This is a genomic window from Psychrobacter sp. Sarcosine-02u-2, assembly GCF_002836335.1.
GTDB classification, from domain to species: domain Bacteria; phylum Pseudomonadota; class Gammaproteobacteria; order Pseudomonadales; family Moraxellaceae; genus Psychrobacter; species Psychrobacter faecalis.
Genome location: NZ_PJBX01000174.1, coordinates 61106 through 78562 on the forward strand (window position 1 = coordinate 61106; position 17457 = coordinate 78562).

The window sequence follows — 17457 nt, forward strand, 5'->3', positions numbered from 1 at the left end:
TTATGGGTCAAAAAGTACATCCAATCGGAATTCGTCTTGGTGTTGTCAAAAAGCATAACGCAAACTGGTATGCTAACCCTAAACAATACTCAGAATACCTCATCAACGACATTCAAGTTCGTGAGTATCTACGCAAAAAACTAGACAACGCTATGATCAGCAACATCATGATTGAGCGTCCTACTGGTGCTGCTAAAATTACCATCGCCACCGCGCGCCCTGGTATTGTTATCGGTAAAAAAGGCGAAGATATCGAAAGACTTCAAAAAGAATTGACCAAAATTATGGGCGTACCTGCTCAGGTCAACATTGAAGAAATCACATCACCTGATCTTGATGCACGTTTGGTAGCAGACGGTATCGGCAGCCAACTTGAGCGTCGTGTTATGTTCCGTCGTGCGATGAAACGCGCCGTACAGAACAGCATGCGTTCTGGTGCTAAAGGTATTAAAGTTGAGCTGTCTGGCCGTCTTGGCGGTGCTGAGATTGCTCGTACTGAATGGTACCGTGAAGGTCGTGTACCATTGCATACACTCCGCGCTGATATTGACTACGCGTCAATTCGTGCAGAAACCACATACGGCACTATCGGTGTAAAAGTTTGGATTTTCCGTGGCGAAATCCTTGACGGTATGAACAGCGTATACAATCCCGTCAAAGAAGAGCAGACTCGTGCGCCAAAACGCCGTGGTCGTGGAAACGGAAACCGTCGAAACACAGACAGAGGTTAAACTATGTTACAGCCAAAACGTACCAAGTTTCGTAAAATGCACAAAGGTCGTAACACAGGTCTTGCTCATCGTGGAAGCACCGTTGCATTCGGACAAATTGGTCTAAAATCGTTGACTCGTGGTCGTATGACTGCCCGTCAAATTGAAGCAGCACGTCGTACCATCACTCGTAAAATCAAGCGTGGCGGTAAGATTTGGATTCGTGTATTCCCAGACAAACCTATTACCAACAAACCACTAGAAGTACGTATGGGTAAAGGTAAAGGTCCAGTCGAGTATTGGGTATGCGAAATCAAACCTGGTAAAGTGCTATATGAACTCGAAGGGGTTTCAGAAGAACTTGCTCGCGAAGCGTTAACGCTTGCTGCAGCAAAACTGCCCTTTAAAACTACCATTGTTAAGCGGACGATAATGTAATGAAGATCAGTGAATTACGTGATAAATCATTAGAAGAACTGACTCAGTTACTTGATGAAAAGCAACTTGATGCTTTCCGTATTCGTATGGCTAAAGCAACGGGTCAGTTGGGTAACACCCATGAAGTCAGAAGCAATCGTCGCACGATTGCTCAGATTCAGACTTTGATTAACGAGAAACAACGAGGCGACTCATGAGCGATAACAATCAAACAGCTAATGCTAGCGTATTGACAGGACGAGTTGTCAGCGACAAGATGGACAAATCCATCACAGTTTTGATTGAGCGTCTGGTTCGTCATCCTTTGTATGGCAAACAGCTTCGTCGTTCTACAAAAATCAAAGCTCATGATGAAGATAACGTTTGTCAACAAGGCGACCTTGTCCGCATCAAAGAAACGCGTCCAATCTCAAAAACCAAGTCTTGGACTTTGGTTGAAGTGGTTGAAAAAGTAGAAAAAATCTAAGTAAATTGCATTAAAAGCCAGAAGCTGTTAAAATAGCCGCCTTTTTAAGGATGCTGATTGCGCCGAGCGTATATCACTCACATTAAGAGTAGCAGCGGTTATTAATATTAAAATGCCGACTACTCATTCTGTGCTAGCGGCAGCAACTGGTTTTTATTGCTCATACGTGTGGAGTAACGCTATGATTCAGGTTGAATCGATGCTGGAAGTTGCAGACAATAGCGGTGCAAGACGAGTTCAGTGCATTAAAGTACTGGGTGGCTCTCATCGTCGTTATGCATCAGTTGGCGACATTATTAAAGTAACGGTTAAAGAAGCCATTCCGCGTGGTCGTGTCAAAAAAGGCGACGTGATGAATGCTGTAGTTGTACGTACCAAAAAAGGCGTTCGTCGTCCTGATGGTTCAGTTCTGCGTTTTGATGACAATGCTGCGGTATTGTTGAACCAAAACAAAGCTCCGATAGCAACTCGTATTTTTGGACCGGTAACTCGTGAACTACGTGGTGATCAGTTTATGAAAATTGTATCACTAGCACCAGAAGTATTGTGAGGTAATCCATGTCAAAATTACGTAAAGGCGATACAGTTATCGTGATTGCTGGGAAAGACAAAGGCAAGCAAGGTACTGTACAAGCTGTAAAAAACGATCGTATTAAAGTTGAAGGCATCAACATTGTCACCAAACATCAGAAGCCAAATCAGGCAACTGGTACTGAAGGTGGCATCGTTAAGCAAGAAGCTTTTTTGCATATCTCAAATGTCGCAATTTTAAATGCGCAAACCCAAAAAGCTGATCGTATTACTTATCAGTTCGGTGAAGACGGCAAGAAACAACGCGTCTATCGTTCGAACGGTGAAGTAGTGGCGACTGCGTAAGACACTAAGGGTGTAATGGTAATGGCAAGATTAAAATCTTTATATAACGAAGAATTAAAGCAACAAATCAAAGAAGAGCTTGGTTTGGCGAATGTGATGCAAGTGCCTAAAATCACTAAAATCACGCTTAATATGGGTGTAGGCGGCGCGTCTCAAGACAAAAAATTGCTTGAAGGTGCTGTAGCTGACATGACCGCTATCGCTGGTCAAAAACCTGTCGTCACCAAAGCGCGCAAATCAGTTGCTGGCTTTAAAATTCGTGAAGAATGGCCAATTGGCTGTAAAGTAACGCTACGCGGTGAGCAAATGTACGAATTTTTAGATCGTCTCATTGCCATTGCAATTCCTCGTATTCGTGATTTCCGCGGTTTTTCACCTAAAGCCTTTGACGGACGTGGTAACTACTCATTGGGTATCAAAGAACAAATCGTATTCCCAGAAGTAGACTTTGACAAGATTGATCGTATCCGCGGTATGGATGTGACCATCACCACGTCAGCTGGTACTGATGAAGAAGGTCGTGCGTTGCTTAAAGCATTCGGCTTCCCATTTAAATAAGGTAAAGACGTTATGGCAAAGAAGAGCATGATTAACCGCGAATTAAAACGCGAAAAAATGGTTGCTAAGTATGCTGAAAAGCGTATCAAGCTAAAAGAAACTATCAATGATATCAACGCATCAGACGAAGAGCGTATGGAAGCGATGCTAGAGCTACAAGCCCTACCACGCAACGCCTCTCCAGTACGTCTACGCAACCGTTGTGCTATCACTGGTCGTCCTCACGGTTACTTCCGCAAGTTTGGCTTATCACGCAATATGCTGCGTGAGCGTGTCATGCAAGGCGATGTGCCTGGTGTTCGTAAAGCAAGCTGGTAAGGAGTAACGATATGAGTATGCAAGATACCGTTGGGGATATGCTAACCCGTATTCGTAACGCACAAATGGCTAATAAAGTATCGGTAGCAATGCCGAGCTCTAAACTACGTAAATCAATCGCTGACTTATTAGTAAGCGAAGGTTATGTAGCCAGCGCTGTTGTGACTGAGCAAGACAACAACAAAGCAACTTTGACCATCGAGTTAAAATACTTCGAAGGCAAAGCGGTTATTGAAACGATCCAACGTTATAGCCGTCCTGGCCTACGCCAGCATCGCGGTAAAGACGCTATCCCTACTGTTAAACAAGGTATGGGTGTTGCTATCGTATCAACCAGCCAAGGTATCATGAGCGATCGTGCTGCACGCGCTGCTGGTATCGGTGGTGAAATCGTTGCATTCGTTGCTTAATTAGCAATCATTGCTATCGGTAACGAGACGATAAAGTCTACTTGATCTTCGTTGGGTACTTATCAATTTTATAGTAAATATTTTTTAACATTGATAGGTGCCTAATGCAGTCAATTATGCTAAACTAACACGCTTTTTAGCCTGTTAGTTTTTTCGCTAATAAAAGTAAGTTAATTTTTTTAAGGAATATTCCTATGTCTCGTGTGGCTAAAGCCCCAGTAGCACTGCCTAGCGGCGTAAGTGTTACTTTGAACGATCGGCAGGTCGAAGTTAAAGGCAAAAATGGCAATATGTCTTTACGCCTGCATGAATTGGTCGAGCTAAAACAGGAAGATGATGCAATTCTTCTCTCACCTGCAGCCGATTCAAAAGAAGCCATGATGCATACTGGCACCATGCGCTCTTTACTAAACAATTTAGTAATAGGCGTAAACGAAGGTTTTGAAAGACGCCTTCAACTTATTGGTGTTGGTTATCGCGCTCAAGCTACTGGTAATAAAGTAACGCTAAACGTTGGTTACTCACATCCAGTAGAATATACGCTACCTGAAGGTGTATCAGCTGAAACCCCAACGCAAACTGAAATCGTTTTAAAATCAAACGATAAGCAGCAGCTTGGTCAAGCAGCGGCTAATATCCGCGGTTTCCGCCCACCAGAGCCTTATAAAGGTAAAGGTATTCGTTATAGTGACGAGCATGTGATTCGCAAAGAAGCCAAGAAAAAATAAGGTGAGTTGAAATGTTTGATAAAAAAGCAGCTCGTCTACGTCGAGCAAAGAAAACCCGTGCACATATCCGTTTTTTAGGCGTAAATCGCTTAACGGTTAACCGCACCCCAAGACATATTTATGCCCAAATTATCTCTCCAAACGGTGGTGAAGTGATTGCTCAGGCATCTACCTTAGACAGCAGCTTACGTTCAGGTGCAACTGGTAACGTTGATGCAGCGACGTCTGTGGGCCAATTGATCGCAGAACGCGCAAAAGCAGCTGGTATTACTAAAGTTGCCTTTGACCGTAGTGGTTTTAAATATCATGGTCGAGTAAAAGCTTTAGCTGAAGCTGCTCGCGAAAACGGATTGGAGTTTTAATCATGGCTAGAAATGATAAAAATGATAAAAATGAACAGACTGACGGTCTAGTAGAACGCTTAGTTACCGTAGATCGCGTTGCAAAAGTGGTTAAAGGTGGTCGTATTTTCTCATTCACTGCGCTAACCGTAGTGGGTGATGGTAATGGCCGTGTTGGTTTTGGTCGTGGTAAAGCACGTGAAGTGCCAGCTGCTATCCAAAAAGCACTTGAAGCTGCTAAGCGCAACATGATTACTGTTGAGCTTGATGGTGCAACTTTGTTCCATCCGATCAAAGCACGTCATGGTGCTAGTAAAGTTTACATGCAGCCTGCATCTGAAGGTACTGGCGTAATCGCTGGTGGCGCAATGCGTGCGGTATTGGAAGTTGCTGGTGTTAAAGACGTTTTAACGAAATCTCATGGTTCTACCAACACGGCAAACGTTGTACGTGCAACATTCAACGGTTTACGTGATATGTCAACTCCAGAAAAGATGGCAGCAAAACGTGGTAAATCTGTAGACGAAATCTTGGGTTAACTTAGAAACTAGGTGAGTTACGATGAAAAAAATGAAAGTCACTCAATTTAAATCGGGTGCCCATCGCCTCAAGAGCCACAAAGCGAGCTTGAAAGGATTGGGTTTACGCCGTATTGGTCATACTGTTGAAGTAGAAGATACGCCTTCAACGCGTGGTATGGTCAATCGCGTCAACTACATGGTAAAAGTGGAGGAAGCGTAATGGGACTTAGATTAAATGAATTATCACCAGGTGTTGGCGCGAAAAAAACTGCCCAACGTCGTGGTCGTGGTATTGGTTCAGGTCTTGGCAAAACTGGTGGTCGCGGTGTAAAAGGTCAGAAATCTCGTTCAGGTTCTAGCATTCGCTCAGGATTTGAAGGCGGTCAAATGCCTTTATATCGTCGCTTACCAAAATTTGGTTTTACCAGTAAAATGGCAATGACGACTGCTGAAGTTCGTCTGTCTGAACTAAACAAAGTCGAAGGCGATGTGGTTAGCATTGAAACACTAAAAGCTGCTAACGTCATCCGTCATGACATGAAACGCGTTCGTATTATGTTGTCAGGCGAAGTCACTAAAGCTTATACTTTTAAAGGTATCAAAGTGACTAAAGGCGCCAAGCAAGCAATCGAAGCTGCTGGTGGTAGCATCGAGGAGTAGTAACGTGTCAAAACAATCAATGTCATCGACTGGTATACCGCTCAATCCATTTGCCTTTATACGTAAGTATGATGAATTATGGACGCGTTTATTATTCTTAATCGGCGCATTGATTGTTTATCGTTTAGGGTCACATATTCCAGTACCGGGTATCAATCCGGTTAACTTGGCTGATCTGTTTTCGCGCAACGAAAATACCATTTTGAGCATGTTTAATATGTTCTCAGGTGGTGCACTAGAGCGTATGTCCATTATGGCACTTGGCATCATGCCGTATATCTCAGCATCTATTATTGTTCAGATGATGTCTGCGGTACTGCCATCGCTTGAAGCCCTCAAAAAAGAAGGCGAAGCGGGACGACGTAAGCTAAACAAGTATACCCGTCAGGGTACGCTTGGATTAGCACTAGTACAGTCATTAGGAATGTGTGCTGGCCTAATCAGTCAGAATCTTACCTTATCTACTGGTTTGACTTTTTATATTCCAGCGGTTACCTCATTGGTAGCTGGCGCTATGTTCTTAATGTGGCTCGGTGAGCAGATTACAGAACGCGGCGTGGGTAATGGTATCTCAATGCTCATCTTTGCGAGTATTGTGGCTGGTACGCCAGGTATGATTTCGCAGTCTATCGAACAGGTCAATCAAGGGCAGATGAACTTGATTGTGCTTTTTATCTTTGTATTGCTAGGCATCGCAGTGACTGCTGGTATCGTTTATATTGAACGTGCCCAGCGCCGTGTCCCAGTAAACTATGCGCAGAAGCAACAACAAGGTCGCAAAATTTACGCTCAGCAGCAGTCACATTTGCCGCTTAAGCTAAATATGGCAGGGGTTATTCCTGCCATTTTTGCCAGCTCGTTATTGTTGTTTCCCGCAAGCTTAGGGCAGTGGGTTGGTCAATCGGCTGACCCTACCTTTACACAAAAGATATTACAAAATATGGCATTGGTGTTGTCTCCAGGGCAGCCGCTGTATTTGGTTCTGTTTGGCGCAATGATTATTTTCTTCTGTTACTTTTACACGGCATTAGTATTTAGTCCGCGTGAAGTTGCTGAAAACCTTAAACGTAGTGGTGCGTATATCCCAGGTATTCGCCCCGGACAACAAACTCAGCGTTACCTTGATCATGTATTAAACCGACTGACCTTTATTGGCGCGATGTATATGACGGTTATTTGTTTAATGCCAATGGTCGTGCAGTCATCGTTTGGTGTACCGTTTCAACTTGGTGGTACGTCATTACTGATTATGGTGGTTGTGGTAATGGACTTCATCTCGCAAATCCAAGCACATTTGATGACCCATCAATATCATGATCAGACGTTAATTCAATCGCCCACTCAACCTTAAATGAGCGGTACGATATCTCAAAGGAGTATGCTATGAAAGTTCAAGCATCAGTTAAAAAGATTTGTGGTAGCTGTAAAGTTGTGCGCCGTAAAGGCCGTGTACATGTTATTTGTACCGCAGAACCTCGCCACAAGCAACGTCAAGGTTAATATTTTAAAGACATAAAGCGTGACGCTTATTGGATTTATACAATTAATACTTGAAAAATGACGGCGGATGCGATATCATCCGCCACTTGCCGTAGTTTATGCGAAATCTTTTATAAAATGGTCAATGAATAGACTTGTTCTCAAGTTGAAGCAGCGATAATAATTATAAAAGCTTTAGTATTGACAGCAACAAATCTGAAAAATAACGCTTTATTAATGAATAAAGCTTATTTTTCTTTAATGGAGAGAAATCAATGGCTCGTATTGCCGGCGTAAACATTCCGGATAATAAGCATGCTGTTATTTCACTAACTTATATCTTTGGTATAGGTCGTACCACTGCTCAGAAAATCTTAGAAGCAGTTGGCATTGCCCCTACTACTAAAGTTAGCCAGTTAGATGATACACAGTTAGATGCTATCCGTGCACAAGTTGCAAATTACATGACTGAAGGTGATCTTCGTCGTGAAGTGTCAATGAATATCAAGCGCTTGGTTGATCTTGGTTGTTACCGTGGCATCCGCCATCGCCGTAACTTGCCAGTTAGAGGTCAGAACACCAAGAACAACGCTCGTACTCGTAAGGGTCCGACACGCCCTCTCAAAAGATAATTAACTTAGGAAGCTAAAAGATGGCTAAAGACACTCGTAGTCGCAAAAAAGTGACTCGTCGTTCAGTATCGGAGGGCGTTGCCCATATCCATGCGTCTTTTAATAACACCATTGTTACGATTACCGATCGTCAAGGTAATGCACTGGCTTGGGCCACTTCAGGTGGACAAGGCTTCCGTGGTTCACGTAAATCTACACCATTTGCCGCTCAGGTTGCAGCTGAAGTCGCTGGTAAAGCGGCTCAAGAATATGGTGTTAAGAATATCGACGTTTTGGTTAAAGGACCAGGACCGGGTCGTGAGTCTGCGGTAAGAGCACTTGGTGCATTGGGTTATAAAGTTAACAGCATCTCTGATGTAACCCCAATCCCACACAATGGTTGCCGTGCGCCGAAAAAGCGCCGCGTCTAATATTAAAGACGAAGCTTTTTATCATAAGAGCTTATAGGAGACATAACAATGGCCCGTTATATTGGACCAAAACTCAAATTATCACGTCGTGAAGGTACAGACTTAGGCCTTAAGTCTGGTGTTAAACCATATGACGTAAAAACGAAAAAAGCGGCTCGTCCACCTGGTCAACATGGTGTTAGCCGTAATAAGAGCTCAGAGTACTCTCTACAGTTACGCGAAAAACAAAAAGTTAAGCGTATCTACGGTGTATTAGAGCGCCAGTTTGCCAACTACTATAAAGAAGCTGCTCGTAAGCGCGGTGCTACTGGTGAAAACCTACTAGCGATGCTTGAGAGTCGCCTCGATAACGTCGTTTATCGCATGGGCTTTGGCTCAACTCGTGCTGAAGCACGTCAGCTAGTTAGCCATCGCACTGTGATGGTAAAAAAAGCTGGCCGCGATGAGTTTGTTCGTGTGAACATTCCATCAATTCAGTTGCAAGATGGTGATGTCGTCGCTATCCGTGAGAAGTCTCGCGAACAACTACGTATTAAAAACGCTATTGAACTAGCGACACAACGTGGTATTCCAGAATGGCTAGATGTTGACCACAGTAAACTACAAGGCACGTTTAAACAAGCGCCTGATCGCATTGATCTACCTGCTGAAATCAACGAAAGCTTGATCGTTGAGCTATACTCTAAGTAAGTAACGTACTGCTCGATGTTATAAAAATAGCATTGAGCAATTGACGTTAATTAAACCAGTTTAATAAATCGAGGTGACATCATGATGCTAAGTGCAACTGAGTTTCTAACGCCGAACGCCATTAACGTGGATACGGTTAATGAAACGATTGCGAAAGTCACGCTCGAACCGTTAGAACGCGGCTTTGGGCATACCTTAGGTAATGCCTTACGTCGCATCTTGTTATCTTCATTACCTGGTGCTGCAGTCATTGAAGCTGAGATTGATGGTGTTGACCATGAATACTCAACGCTTGAAGGACTACAAGAAGACGTACTTGACTTGCTTTTGAATTTAAAAGGCTTGGCAATTACCCTTCATGACCAAAATGAAGTATTCTTGACCTTGGATAAACAAGGTCCAGGCACTATTACTGCTGCAGACATCACGTTGCCGCATAATGTCGACATTATCAATCCAGAATTGGTATTGGGTACATTAAGCGACCGTGGTCATCTTAAGATGCGTTTGCGTGTGGTAATGGGTCGTGGATATGAGCCAGCAAACCAGCGCCGTGAAGATGGCGACACTAAAGCGATTGGACGCTTAAAGCTTGATGCAAGTTTTAGTCCAGTACTGCGTGTTGCTTATCAGGTTGAGAACGCACGTGTAGAACAACGTACCGATCTTGATCGTCTTATCATCGAGCTTGAAACTAATGGCACTATCGATCCAGAAGAAGCAATTCGTAAAGCAGCCACTATTTTACAACAACAGATTTCTATCTTTGTTGACCTAGAAGCTGAAGAAGCGCCTGAGCCTGTGAAAGAAAAAGAAGAGGTTGATCCGGTGCTATTACGCCCTGTGGACGATCTTGAACTAACGGTTCGCTCAGCCAACTGCTTGAAAGCTGAAAACATTTACTATATCGGTGATTTGGTACAGCGTTCAGAGACTGAACTTCTAAAAACCCCAAATCTTGGTAAGAAATCATTGACCGAAATCAAAGACGTATTAGCGTCTAAAGATTTAGAGCTCGGTATGCGCCTAGACAACTGGCCACCAGCTGACCTTCGTGTCGATGATCGCTTTTCTTATCGTAGCCGTTAAACTTTAAGGATTTTTGACTATGCGCCATCGTAAGAGTGGAGTCAAGCTGGGTCGTACCGGCAGTCATCGTAAGGCAATGTTTCAGAACATGACCAACTCATTATTTGAGCATGAACTGATCAAAACAACTTTACCAAAAGCAAAAGAATTACGCCGTGTTGCTGAGCCATTGATCACTTTGGCTAAAGAAGACAGCGTTGCTAATCGCCGTTTGGCATTTAGCCGTATGCGTAGCAAAACTATGGTAGGTAAATTATTTGGCACGCTTGGTCCTCGCTACCAAACTCGTCCAGGTGGTTATTTGCGTATCGTAAAATGCGGTTACCGTGATGGTGACAATGCGCCAATGGCTTATGTAGAATTGGTTGATCGTGACTAATTTTATGCGCTCATTGTATAATAAAAAAAGCTCCAATAATTTGGAGCTTTTTTTATGCCTTTTATTCTTAAAATTTTTTTTATGGTACGAGTGAGCTGACGTCAGCAGCACCTTGTCTGATGATTTCGGGCTGATTAGTGGTCATATCGACGATAGTAGTCAGTTTGGTGGTTTTGATACCAGCATTAATGAGACCATCTATTTGATTACCGAGTAACTCTTCAATCTCAAATGGATCGTCCAATATCTCATCTCGATGCGGCAATATGAGTGAACTGGTCAATATAGGCTCATCCATCGCTGCTAGCAATGCTTGCGCAATAGGATTGCTGGGCACGCGAATACCAATGGTTTTTTTCTTAGGATGCGCCAACTTCTTAGGTACATCTTTGGTGGCGTTTAAAATAAAGGTAATCGGTGCCGGCGTATGCGCTTTTAGCTGTTTAAATTGCACATTGTCCACCGTTGCATAGTTGGCAATCTCACTTAAATCGCGACATAACAAGGTGAATTGGTGCTTATCGTCAAGCTCACGGACATGTTTAAGCTTTTCTAGTGCGTCTTTAGCGCCTAAGCGGCAGCCAAAAGCATAACTGGTATCGGTAGGATAGATAAGTAATTGGTCGTTACGTAATAAATCTGCTGCTTGTTCGATAAGCCGCGGTTGTGGGTTGTCCGGATGAATGTAAAATACTTGCATGATTTTTCCTTATCTTATAATTATAGAGTGCTTCATAGGCATTTTTTTAAAAATGAAATTGTTTTGTTTTTTTAGCGTATCTCTCTGACTGCATCAAAAGATAGCGTTACTACTCAATCAGTATAATGCAAAGTAAATATAAGTTTATTAGCAAGGCGTTACGGTGAGTAGGGAAACGTTAACACTATAGTTGTGGACCGCTTTCGATAGGAAATAAGTATATATAGTGAGTGAAAAGTAATATAGATACTTCACGCACTGCTGATATCAATTTTTCTTGCTTGCTGTGCCTGTGCAGACAGAGGCTACAAAAAATTGATATCAGTAATACCGTAGCGTTTTTAGGATATTTTGACTATAGAGACCCCACTCTCAACTTATTTTTCTAAGGTATTGGTTTACTTAGTTTTTAAAATTTCAGTTAAAACAATTAAAATTTTAAATTCTATAAAAATCAAAGGCCTACGATAAGTTGAGATTGGCGTTATAGAGAGCAGTTTTTAATCGCTAATTAGCGGTACAAATCGTTAATAATGCCTGCAATAATATTTTGGCGTCATGTGGTAGCGTATGAGGTGCCGTGATATATGCTTTGGTCTGCTGATAGACGTCCTGCGCAAAGGTGCTAGTACTGGTATCAAAGGTGGCAAACAGATTGTCTTGCGACACTTGAAAAGAACACCTGCACGCTAAAGTAAATAAACACTCTAACGCTTGTGGTTTGATTTCTACACGCTCAAACGCTTGTTGTTGAGCCTCTGTGCGCCCATCCGGTGCATACCAATAGCCAAAGTCAGAGAGCTGTCTACGACGCTTTCCTGCAATAAAAAAATGGCTACACTCATGCAATCCGCTTTGAAAGAAACCATGGGCAAATTCAATACGTGCTGGCTGATTGTCTTTGGCAGGGAAATACTCTGGTTCGCCGGTGCCACGTACTAGGATAACGTGCTGGTGGGCAAATAGCGTATTGAATAAACTGATCAGCCAATCGGTCGCTGCTTTTTCATTCTCATCAACAGTGTTGGTATTTTCAGCATGGGTAATTTTCTGCCATTGTTTTGACAGTGCGTTTAACTGCATCTCTGAAATAGAGCTCAAAAACTCAGGTGGCTTTTTGGTTTCTAAAGTATTTAAACGATGTAGCAAGCGTTTTGCATCAGAGCCAGAAAGCAAGACAGAAAAGTCAGGATCAACAGCAGGCGATATCATATGAATAGATCAACCAAATAAAAAGGTGGAGCGCGTGATTTGCAACGCGAGCAAGCCAAGGTAAATGCAAACTTAATACGAAAGCACTTACCAAAAATCTTAACATACTAGCCCTAGCGCTCATCAGCGCTTTCCGTTAGTATGGCAGGCAATATTATACACCGTTTTTGATGAATGAGGCCGCGCATGTCAAGCACTCCAATAAACAAGCCGTCAGCGCTTCAGGCTGACAAAACAGCAGCTGCAATGTCGACCAACCTGCCAGAAGATGTTTCTTTAAGCAAATGGGAAGATAGTGGCTTTGAATGGTCAGGGCAAGTTGCACCGCGTTCGTTTGAGCGCCTAAATGCTATCTTGTCAACTGAGCACGAGCAATCAAACCTTGAGCTTAAAGCCAACCTATATCGCCATAATAATGTGTTGCATTTGTCTTTTACTCTCAAGGGTGAGATATGGTTGACCTGCCAGCGTTGTTTGCAACCGATTGCCATTGATTTGACTGATGATTATGATATTGCATTGTTAGATAACGAAAGCCAAGTGCGTTTGGTCGGTGAAGAGCAGGATTACTTGCTGCTCGATGAAATCATCACTGAGCCTGCGCCTGAGCGTTTATTGCCGTTTAAAAAATTGATCGAAGATGAGATTTTGCTAAAAGCGCCAATGGCACCAAAGCACGATGATTGCGAGATGAGTGTTGAGCAGTTTGGTGACATTCCAGAAGAAGAGGAAAATGAGAATCCTTTTGCAGCGTTAGCATCGTTAAAGGGCAAGTTATAGCCCCAGAACTGGCAGTATAACGTCGATAAATCATTACTTTCTACCTTTTATCAGCTTTTTGTCCAAGAGTGAAAAGCAAGGCTTTATTAATTGGCGAAACATGCGTATAATGTCCCGTTTATTGCATTCTAGCAACCTGCCGCTGGCAGAGAGAAGCTGGCTTCGCAAACGAACTATAGATTTTAGACGTAGTCAGCACTTTAATACGTGTGGCAATCTATTTAACTAATGATGCGTAAGACTTAGGTTGTTGTGATTATATAGCCTCTGTCAGTATCGATTAAAGCTGAATTTCAAGCTTAACCCTTTTAAGTATAGGAGCTATATCATGGCTGTTCAAAAAAGTCGTAAAAGTCGTTCTCGTCGTGACATGCGCCGTTCACATCATCGTATGGAAGTGGCTGAATTAAGCATCGACGCTACTACTGGTGAAAAACATCGTCGTCATCACATGACTAAAGATGGTTTCTATCGTGGTCGCCAGCTTTTTAAAGTTAGTCAAGACGCTTAATTTATTTGCCCACTGATGGTTGATGCAAAATGCTGGTAGTTCTAATGACTATCGATGATTTTACACAGTTGTTATGGTGCAAGCAGTTTAAGCAAACAAGAGCCAAGTTATCTCGCTATCATATATTATGAAGTCAGATATCTTGGCTTTTTGTTATCTATTTTTTATCAAGTAGTGATTATAGAGATATCACATTTTAAGCGTTCAGTCTTTGATAACTATGCTTATTGTCTGCGTCAGTGTATAGTTTAATAGCAGTCGGCTGTCTTAAAGGAATAATGATAGCGGCGCTCTTCATAATAAATCTTTTTTATTATCTTTTAATCCTATAATAAACCCCATGTATTTAGGGGTATTTCCAATTAAATAAGGAATATTGGTTATGGCCTCTGTACCCGATATGGTAAAAAAACAACCCACCCGTATAGCTGTGCTATTCCCTGGACAAGGTTCACAAGTGGTCGGTATGCTGAGCGAGCTTGCTGAAACCTATCCTGAAATTCATGATACCTTTACCGAAGCCAGTACAGCGCTTGGTGAAGACTTATGGGCAATTTGTCAGGACGAAGACAAACTGAATAAAACCCAATATACTCAGCCGGCTTTATTGACTGCTAGTATCGCTGTTTGGCGCATCTTACAACAAAAAATAGAAGATAAGCCTTGTTACCTAGCGGGTCATTCCTTGGGTGAATATAGCGCCTTATGTGCCGCTGGAGTGATATCCTTAGCTGATGCGGTCAAGCTGGTGCATAAACGCGGTCAATTGATGCAAGAGGCGGTAGCAGGGGTCGATACGGCGATGGCAGCGGTGCTTGGTCTTGAAGACCACCGCGTCGAAAACTTATGCGAACAAGCGACCGAGCACGTTGATGATGCCATTGTTGGCGCCGCAAACTTTAATAGTCCAGGTCAAGTGGTGGTTTCAGGTAATGCCGCTGGCGTCAACGCCGTCATTGATAAAGTTCAAAATACTGGTAAAAAAGCCATTCCATTAAAGGTTAGTGTACCGTCGCATTGTGCGCTTATGGAGCCTGCAACAAATGCCTTGGCTGATGAGTTGGCAGCCATTCAATTTGATCAAGCAACCATTCCAGTGATTCAAAACCGCCATGCGCGCGTTGAAAGCAATGCAGTCGCTATCAAGCAAGCATTGACCGAGCAGCTCAGTGAACCGGTCTTATGGTCAAAAACCATGCAGGAATTGGCAGATAAGCAAATTAATATTTTAATCGAATGTGGCAGCGGTAACGTCTTAAGTAATTTGGCCAAGCGTCAAGCGCATCCTATCGTAAGTTATCCTACCGACAAGCCTGCCCGTTTAGATAAGTTGATGGAGGTATTATCATGAGCCGTACGATTACATTAGTGACGGGCGCAAGCCGCGGTATCGGTAAAGCGGTCGCTAAACGTTTTGCCAAAGAAGGACACTTTGTCATTGGCACCGCGACCACCGAAAAAGGCGCAGCACTTATCGAAGAATACTTAAACGATAGTGGTGGTATTGGGCGCGTGCTAGACGTGCGCGATACGGCGCAGATTGATAAGCTGTTTGAAGAAATCGAAAGCGTTTATGGCGCCGTACAAGTACTGGTTAATAATGCCGGTATCACCCAAGATGGCTTATTGATGCGTATGAAAGATGAAGATTGGGACAATGTTGTCGATACCAATCTGACTTCGGTTTATCGTATGAGTAAGCGGGCGGTACGCGGTATGATGAAAGCGCGCCGTGGCCGTATTATCAATATCACCTCTGTGGTTGCACAGATGGGCAATGCGGGTCAATCTAACTATGCGGCCACTAAAGCCGGCGTCGAAGGCTTTAGCCGAACGCTAGCGCGCGAAATCGGCTCACGCCAAGTGACGATTAACTGTGTGGCACCGGGTCTTATTGAAACCGATATGACCGATGAGCTTGACGAGCGCCTACTTAACTCAATGCTTGATGCGGTTCCAATCAGCCGTCTTGGTCAGCCAGAAGATATCGCTGCCGCCGTGTTTTTCTTAGCAGGTGATGAAGCCAGCTATATTACAGGTGCGGTTATTCCGGTTAATGGCGGTATGTACATGTAGCGTTAGAACTATCATTCTAATTTGGCGTTACATAGTTATAATAAAAAACTCTGTGAACGAGTGTAAACTATAATAAAGGGTGCTATAATAGCGGATGCTTTTTTGTCAAAGCCCTGTATGATAGCTAGGTTTTAGCAGACATTAGTCAAAACGTATAATTGGTTATCTGTCTACCAGACAGCCGTGATAATTTGACCAGCCCATTTTATATATACTGCCATAGCGCTTTATCATAAGACTATGGCAATTTGTCGAAATAATAGATCAAAAAGGAGAAATCTACATGAGTAATGATACCGAGCTAAGAGTTAAATCTGCGGTAGCGGAACAATTAGGTATGAACGTTGAAGACATCAACAATGATGCTTCATTCATGGAAGACTTAGGCGCTGATTCATTAGACCTAGTTGAATTGGTTATGTCATTCGAAAGCGATTTCGGCATCACTATTCCTGATGAAGATTCAGCAGAATTAACGACTGTTCAAAAAGCCATTGATTACGTACAAGCGCAATTGTAATTAATCATTCGCTTAGTAAGTGTGCTATGACCGTTTATCTTTATTGATAAGCGGTTTTTTTAACGCTATTTTTTAGAGGTAGTGATTAACTCTCTGTTTTACCGCTTATATTTACTCAATTCACTGCCATATTTGAATGGTAGCTATTAATGATAAAGTTACATAAGCTACGCCAAATCAACATTACTCAACATACTATTACTAGAGACGGTATTTGCCTTTGTCTATACTAAGAATGGTAAGCAGTAATAAGGTGATATTTTTTATATTGATGAAACCTTAATCACTGTTTAGAGATAAAAATTTTATCCAGATATAGGTGATGCGAGAGTGACAAACGTTAAATACATTGCCTATTAAAACAATAATGATAAATAATAGATAACAATATTTTAAGGAGCAATTTTATGGGTATGTTCAGTTTTGCAAAAGACATCGGTGAAAAGATTTTTAACCGTGACGATGCCAAGCATGACGCTAAAGTAGAAACTAAAGCGGATGCTAATACCCCAGTTCAAAGCACGGAGCCTTCTGCTCAGTCAGTTGCCAATATTTTACTACGCCGTATTCAGCAGCAAAATCTGAATATCAGTAATCTAAAAGTAAAATATAATGGTTCTACAGATACCGCAGAAATCAGTGGTAAGGCCAAAACCCAAGCGGATCGCGAAAAAGCCATTATCGCTATCGGTAACGTGCAAAACGTCGCTAAAGTTATTGATAATATCGATATCGAAGAAGATGCGCCTGAATCTACTATGTACACAGTAAAATCTGGCGATAGCTTATCTAAAATTGCCAAAGAAGTGTATGGTTCAACGGGTGATTATATGAAGATATTTGAAGCCAATAAGCCAATGCTTTCTGATCCAGATAAGATTTATCCAGGTCAAGTACTACGTATTCCTAAGCCATGAGATGATTTTGAATATTAAAATATAGACTTTTAAACA

General features: G+C 42.5%; 28 protein-coding genes and 1 pseudogene. 27 read left to right on the forward strand and 2 right to left on the reverse strand.

The features are described 5' to 3' along the window. Window positions 1-2: 2 nt before the first annotated feature. From rpsC to rplQ, 21 genes and pseudogenes are all read left to right on the forward strand, one after another. Window positions 3-837 (forward strand): annotated as a pseudogene (gene rpsC, locus CXF58_RS11160) (30S ribosomal protein S3). Beyond that, window positions 735-1148, forward strand: coding sequence for a 50S ribosomal protein L16 (gene rplP / locus CXF58_RS11165; RefSeq protein WP_068034608.1), 414 nt, complete (start codon window positions 735-737; stop codon window positions 1146-1148). The pseudogene rpsC and the gene rplP overlap by 103 nt, the downstream one beginning before the upstream one ends. Then, window positions 1148-1345 carry a 50S ribosomal protein L29 gene (gene rpmC, locus CXF58_RS11170; protein WP_068408469.1) on the forward strand — a complete coding sequence of 66 codons (198 nt, stop codon included), beginning with the start codon at window positions 1148-1150 and terminating at the stop codon, window positions 1343-1345. The genes rplP and rpmC overlap by 1 nt, the downstream gene beginning before the upstream one ends. Further along, complete coding sequence (rpsQ, locus tag CXF58_RS11175) at window positions 1342-1614, forward strand: 30S ribosomal protein S17 (RefSeq protein ID WP_068408467.1); 273 nt, start codon at window positions 1342-1344, stop codon at window positions 1612-1614. The genes rpmC and rpsQ overlap by 4 nt, the downstream gene beginning before the upstream one ends. Window positions 1615-1795: 181 nt before the next feature. Further along, window positions 1796-2164 carry a 50S ribosomal protein L14 gene (gene rplN / locus CXF58_RS11180; RefSeq protein ID WP_010196702.1) on the forward strand — a complete coding sequence of 123 codons (369 nt, stop codon included), beginning with the start codon at window positions 1796-1798 and terminating at the stop codon, window positions 2162-2164. Window positions 2165-2172: 8 nt separating this feature from the next. After that, window positions 2173-2490: a 50S ribosomal protein L24 gene (rplX, locus tag CXF58_RS11185; protein ID WP_068408465.1), complete on the forward strand. Its 318-nt coding sequence runs from the start codon at window positions 2173-2175 to the stop codon at window positions 2488-2490. A 21-nt stretch (window positions 2491-2511) separates the two neighbouring features. After that, window positions 2512-3048 carry a 50S ribosomal protein L5 gene (rplE, locus tag CXF58_RS11190; protein WP_102077550.1) on the forward strand — a complete coding sequence of 179 codons (537 nt, stop codon included), beginning with the start codon at window positions 2512-2514 and terminating at the stop codon, window positions 3046-3048. A 12-nt stretch (window positions 3049-3060) separates the two neighbouring features. Beyond that, window positions 3061-3366: a 30S ribosomal protein S14 gene (gene rpsN, locus CXF58_RS11195; protein WP_102077551.1), complete on the forward strand. Its 306-nt coding sequence runs from the start codon at window positions 3061-3063 to the stop codon at window positions 3364-3366. 11 nt (window positions 3367-3377) lie between these two features. Continuing rightward, window positions 3378-3776, forward strand: coding sequence for a 30S ribosomal protein S8 (gene rpsH, locus CXF58_RS11200; RefSeq protein WP_102077552.1), 399 nt, complete (start codon window positions 3378-3380; stop codon window positions 3774-3776). A gap of 194 nt (window positions 3777-3970) precedes the next feature. Continuing rightward, the gene (gene rplF / locus CXF58_RS11205) at window positions 3971-4504 is read left to right on the forward strand and encodes a 50S ribosomal protein L6 (protein ID WP_068408459.1); all 534 of its coding nucleotides are present in this window, start codon (window positions 3971-3973) and stop codon (window positions 4502-4504) included. Window positions 4505-4515: 11 nt separating this feature from the next. Then, window positions 4516-4866 (forward strand): 50S ribosomal protein L18, encoded by a 351-nt coding sequence (gene rplR, locus CXF58_RS11210; RefSeq protein ID WP_068408457.1) that lies wholly within the window; start codon window positions 4516-4518, stop codon window positions 4864-4866. Window positions 4867-4868: 2 nt separating this feature from the next. Continuing rightward, entirely contained in the window at window positions 4869-5384 is a 516-nt protein-coding gene (rpsE, locus tag CXF58_RS11215; RefSeq protein ID WP_068408455.1) for a 30S ribosomal protein S5, read from the forward strand. 22 nt (window positions 5385-5406) lie between these two features. Then, the gene (gene rpmD, locus CXF58_RS11220) at window positions 5407-5586 is read left to right on the forward strand and encodes a 50S ribosomal protein L30 (protein ID WP_068408453.1); all 180 of its coding nucleotides are present in this window, start codon (window positions 5407-5409) and stop codon (window positions 5584-5586) included. Then, the gene (rplO, locus tag CXF58_RS11225; protein WP_068408451.1) at window positions 5586-6026 is read left to right on the forward strand and encodes a 50S ribosomal protein L15; all 441 of its coding nucleotides are present in this window, start codon (window positions 5586-5588) and stop codon (window positions 6024-6026) included. Before rpmD ends, rplO begins: the two co-directional genes overlap by 1 nt. Window positions 6027-6045: 19 nt before the next feature. Further along, window positions 6046-7377, forward strand: a complete 1332-nt coding sequence (gene secY, locus CXF58_RS11230; protein WP_180952577.1) for a preprotein translocase subunit SecY — start codon at window positions 6046-6048, stop codon at window positions 7375-7377. 32 nt (window positions 7378-7409) lie between these two features. Then, window positions 7410-7526, forward strand: coding sequence for a 50S ribosomal protein L36 (gene rpmJ / locus CXF58_RS11235; RefSeq protein ID WP_011279805.1), 117 nt, complete (start codon window positions 7410-7412; stop codon window positions 7524-7526). 254 nt (window positions 7527-7780) lie between these two features. Beyond that, complete coding sequence (gene rpsM, locus CXF58_RS11240; RefSeq protein ID WP_058025564.1) at window positions 7781-8137, forward strand: 30S ribosomal protein S13; 357 nt, start codon at window positions 7781-7783, stop codon at window positions 8135-8137. Between the two features lie 20 nt (window positions 8138-8157). Further along, window positions 8158-8547: a 30S ribosomal protein S11 gene (gene rpsK, locus CXF58_RS11245; RefSeq protein WP_058368279.1), complete on the forward strand. Its 390-nt coding sequence runs from the start codon at window positions 8158-8160 to the stop codon at window positions 8545-8547. Window positions 8548-8595: 48 nt separating this feature from the next. Next, window positions 8596-9237 carry a 30S ribosomal protein S4 gene (gene rpsD, locus CXF58_RS11250; protein ID WP_068408447.1) on the forward strand — a complete coding sequence of 214 codons (642 nt, stop codon included), beginning with the start codon at window positions 8596-8598 and terminating at the stop codon, window positions 9235-9237. An 81-nt stretch (window positions 9238-9318) separates the two neighbouring features. Further along, window positions 9319-10326, forward strand: a complete 1008-nt coding sequence (locus tag CXF58_RS11255) for a DNA-directed RNA polymerase subunit alpha (RefSeq protein WP_068408445.1) — start codon at window positions 9319-9321, stop codon at window positions 10324-10326. A gap of 19 nt (window positions 10327-10345) precedes the next feature. Continuing rightward, a complete protein-coding gene (gene rplQ / locus CXF58_RS11260; protein WP_068408443.1) occupies window positions 10346-10705 on the forward strand; it encodes a 50S ribosomal protein L17 in 360 nt (119 codons plus the stop codon). A gap of 79 nt (window positions 10706-10784) precedes the next feature. Here the strand turns inward: rplQ and CXF58_RS11265 are convergent, their stop codons facing one another. Next, entirely contained in the window at window positions 10785-11405 is a 621-nt protein-coding gene (locus tag CXF58_RS11265) for an L-threonylcarbamoyladenylate synthase (protein ID WP_068408441.1), read from the reverse strand. Between the two features lie 507 nt (window positions 11406-11912). Continuing rightward, the gene (locus CXF58_RS11270) at window positions 11913-12617 is read right to left on the reverse strand and encodes an elongation factor P hydroxylase (RefSeq protein WP_068408438.1); all 705 of its coding nucleotides are present in this window, start codon (window positions 12615-12617) and stop codon (window positions 11913-11915) included. A gap of 186 nt (window positions 12618-12803) precedes the next feature. Between CXF58_RS11270 and CXF58_RS11275 the strand changes: the two genes are divergently transcribed. The 6 genes from CXF58_RS11275 (at window position 12804) to lysM (ending at window position 17421) form a co-directional block, all read left to right on the forward strand. Continuing rightward, window positions 12804-13397: a YceD family protein gene (locus CXF58_RS11275; RefSeq protein ID WP_068408436.1), complete on the forward strand. Its 594-nt coding sequence runs from the start codon at window positions 12804-12806 to the stop codon at window positions 13395-13397. 328 nt (window positions 13398-13725) lie between these two features. Beyond that, on the forward strand, window positions 13726-13908 hold the full coding sequence (rpmF, locus tag CXF58_RS11280) for a 50S ribosomal protein L32 (protein ID WP_068408434.1): 183 nt from the start codon (window positions 13726-13728) through the stop codon (window positions 13906-13908). Window positions 13909-14290: 382 nt separating this feature from the next. Next, window positions 14291-15259 carry an ACP S-malonyltransferase gene (gene fabD / locus CXF58_RS11285; protein ID WP_068408432.1) on the forward strand — a complete coding sequence of 323 codons (969 nt, stop codon included), beginning with the start codon at window positions 14291-14293 and terminating at the stop codon, window positions 15257-15259. Next, window positions 15250-15984, forward strand: coding sequence for a 3-oxoacyl-ACP reductase FabG (gene fabG / locus CXF58_RS11290; RefSeq protein WP_223808606.1), 735 nt, complete (start codon window positions 15250-15252; stop codon window positions 15982-15984). Before fabD ends, fabG begins: the two co-directional genes overlap by 10 nt. A gap of 283 nt (window positions 15985-16267) precedes the next feature. Further along, window positions 16268-16504: an acyl carrier protein gene (acpP, locus tag CXF58_RS11295; protein ID WP_068034635.1), complete on the forward strand. Its 237-nt coding sequence runs from the start codon at window positions 16268-16270 to the stop codon at window positions 16502-16504. 407 nt (window positions 16505-16911) lie between these two features. After that, window positions 16912-17421 carry a peptidoglycan-binding protein LysM gene (lysM, locus tag CXF58_RS11300; RefSeq protein WP_068408428.1) on the forward strand — a complete coding sequence of 170 codons (510 nt, stop codon included), beginning with the start codon at window positions 16912-16914 and terminating at the stop codon, window positions 17419-17421. The last annotated feature ends 36 nt before the right edge of the window (window positions 17422-17457 follow it).

Excerpts from the sequence above, each read along its gene's own strand:
- rplP (WP_068034608.1), top strand. The coding sequence starts at position 735 with ATGTTACAGCCAAAACGTACCAAGTTTCGTAAAATGCACAAAGGTCGT.
- rpmC (WP_068408469.1), top strand. The coding sequence starts at position 1,148 with ATGAAGATCAGTGAATTACGTGATAAATCATTAGAAGAACTGACTCAG.
- rpsQ (WP_068408467.1), top strand. The coding sequence starts at position 1,342 with ATGAGCGATAACAATCAAACAGCTAATGCTAGCGTATTGACAGGACGA.
- rplN (WP_010196702.1), top strand. The coding sequence starts at position 1,796 with ATGATTCAGGTTGAATCGATGCTGGAAGTTGCAGACAATAGCGGTGCA.
- rplX (WP_068408465.1), top strand. The coding sequence starts at position 2,173 with ATGTCAAAATTACGTAAAGGCGATACAGTTATCGTGATTGCTGGGAAA.
- rplE (WP_102077550.1), top strand. The coding sequence starts at position 2,512 with ATGGCAAGATTAAAATCTTTATATAACGAAGAATTAAAGCAACAAATC.
- rpsN (WP_102077551.1), top strand. The coding sequence starts at position 3,061 with ATGGCAAAGAAGAGCATGATTAACCGCGAATTAAAACGCGAAAAAATG.
- rpsH (WP_102077552.1), top strand. The coding sequence starts at position 3,378 with ATGAGTATGCAAGATACCGTTGGGGATATGCTAACCCGTATTCGTAAC.
- rplF (WP_068408459.1), top strand. The coding sequence starts at position 3,971 with ATGTCTCGTGTGGCTAAAGCCCCAGTAGCACTGCCTAGCGGCGTAAGT.
- rplR (WP_068408457.1), top strand. The coding sequence starts at position 4,516 with ATGTTTGATAAAAAAGCAGCTCGTCTACGTCGAGCAAAGAAAACCCGT.
- rpsE (WP_068408455.1), top strand. The coding sequence starts at position 4,869 with ATGGCTAGAAATGATAAAAATGATAAAAATGAACAGACTGACGGTCTA.
- rpmD (WP_068408453.1), top strand. The coding sequence starts at position 5,407 with ATGAAAAAAATGAAAGTCACTCAATTTAAATCGGGTGCCCATCGCCTC.
- rplO (WP_068408451.1), top strand. The coding sequence starts at position 5,586 with ATGGGACTTAGATTAAATGAATTATCACCAGGTGTTGGCGCGAAAAAA.
- secY (WP_180952577.1), top strand. The coding sequence starts at position 6,046 with ATGTCATCGACTGGTATACCGCTCAATCCATTTGCCTTTATACGTAAG.
- rpmJ (WP_011279805.1), top strand. The coding sequence starts at position 7,410 with ATGAAAGTTCAAGCATCAGTTAAAAAGATTTGTGGTAGCTGTAAAGTT.
- rpsM (WP_058025564.1), top strand. The coding sequence starts at position 7,781 with ATGGCTCGTATTGCCGGCGTAAACATTCCGGATAATAAGCATGCTGTT.
- rpsK (WP_058368279.1), top strand. The coding sequence starts at position 8,158 with ATGGCTAAAGACACTCGTAGTCGCAAAAAAGTGACTCGTCGTTCAGTA.
- rpsD (WP_068408447.1), top strand. The coding sequence starts at position 8,596 with ATGGCCCGTTATATTGGACCAAAACTCAAATTATCACGTCGTGAAGGT.
- CXF58_RS11255 (WP_068408445.1), top strand. The coding sequence starts at position 9,319 with ATGATGCTAAGTGCAACTGAGTTTCTAACGCCGAACGCCATTAACGTG.
- rplQ (WP_068408443.1), top strand. The coding sequence starts at position 10,346 with ATGCGCCATCGTAAGAGTGGAGTCAAGCTGGGTCGTACCGGCAGTCAT.
- CXF58_RS11265 (WP_068408441.1), bottom strand. The coding sequence starts at position 11,405 with ATGCAAGTATTTTACATTCATCCGGACAACCCACAACCGCGGCTTATC.
- CXF58_RS11270 (WP_068408438.1), bottom strand. The coding sequence starts at position 12,617 with ATGATATCGCCTGCTGTTGATCCTGACTTTTCTGTCTTGCTTTCTGGC.
- CXF58_RS11275 (WP_068408436.1), top strand. The coding sequence starts at position 12,804 with ATGTCAAGCACTCCAATAAACAAGCCGTCAGCGCTTCAGGCTGACAAA.
- rpmF (WP_068408434.1), top strand. The coding sequence starts at position 13,726 with ATGGCTGTTCAAAAAAGTCGTAAAAGTCGTTCTCGTCGTGACATGCGC.
- fabD (WP_068408432.1), top strand. The coding sequence starts at position 14,291 with ATGGCCTCTGTACCCGATATGGTAAAAAAACAACCCACCCGTATAGCT.
- acpP (WP_068034635.1), top strand. The coding sequence starts at position 16,268 with ATGAGTAATGATACCGAGCTAAGAGTTAAATCTGCGGTAGCGGAACAA.
- lysM (WP_068408428.1), top strand. The coding sequence starts at position 16,912 with ATGGGTATGTTCAGTTTTGCAAAAGACATCGGTGAAAAGATTTTTAAC.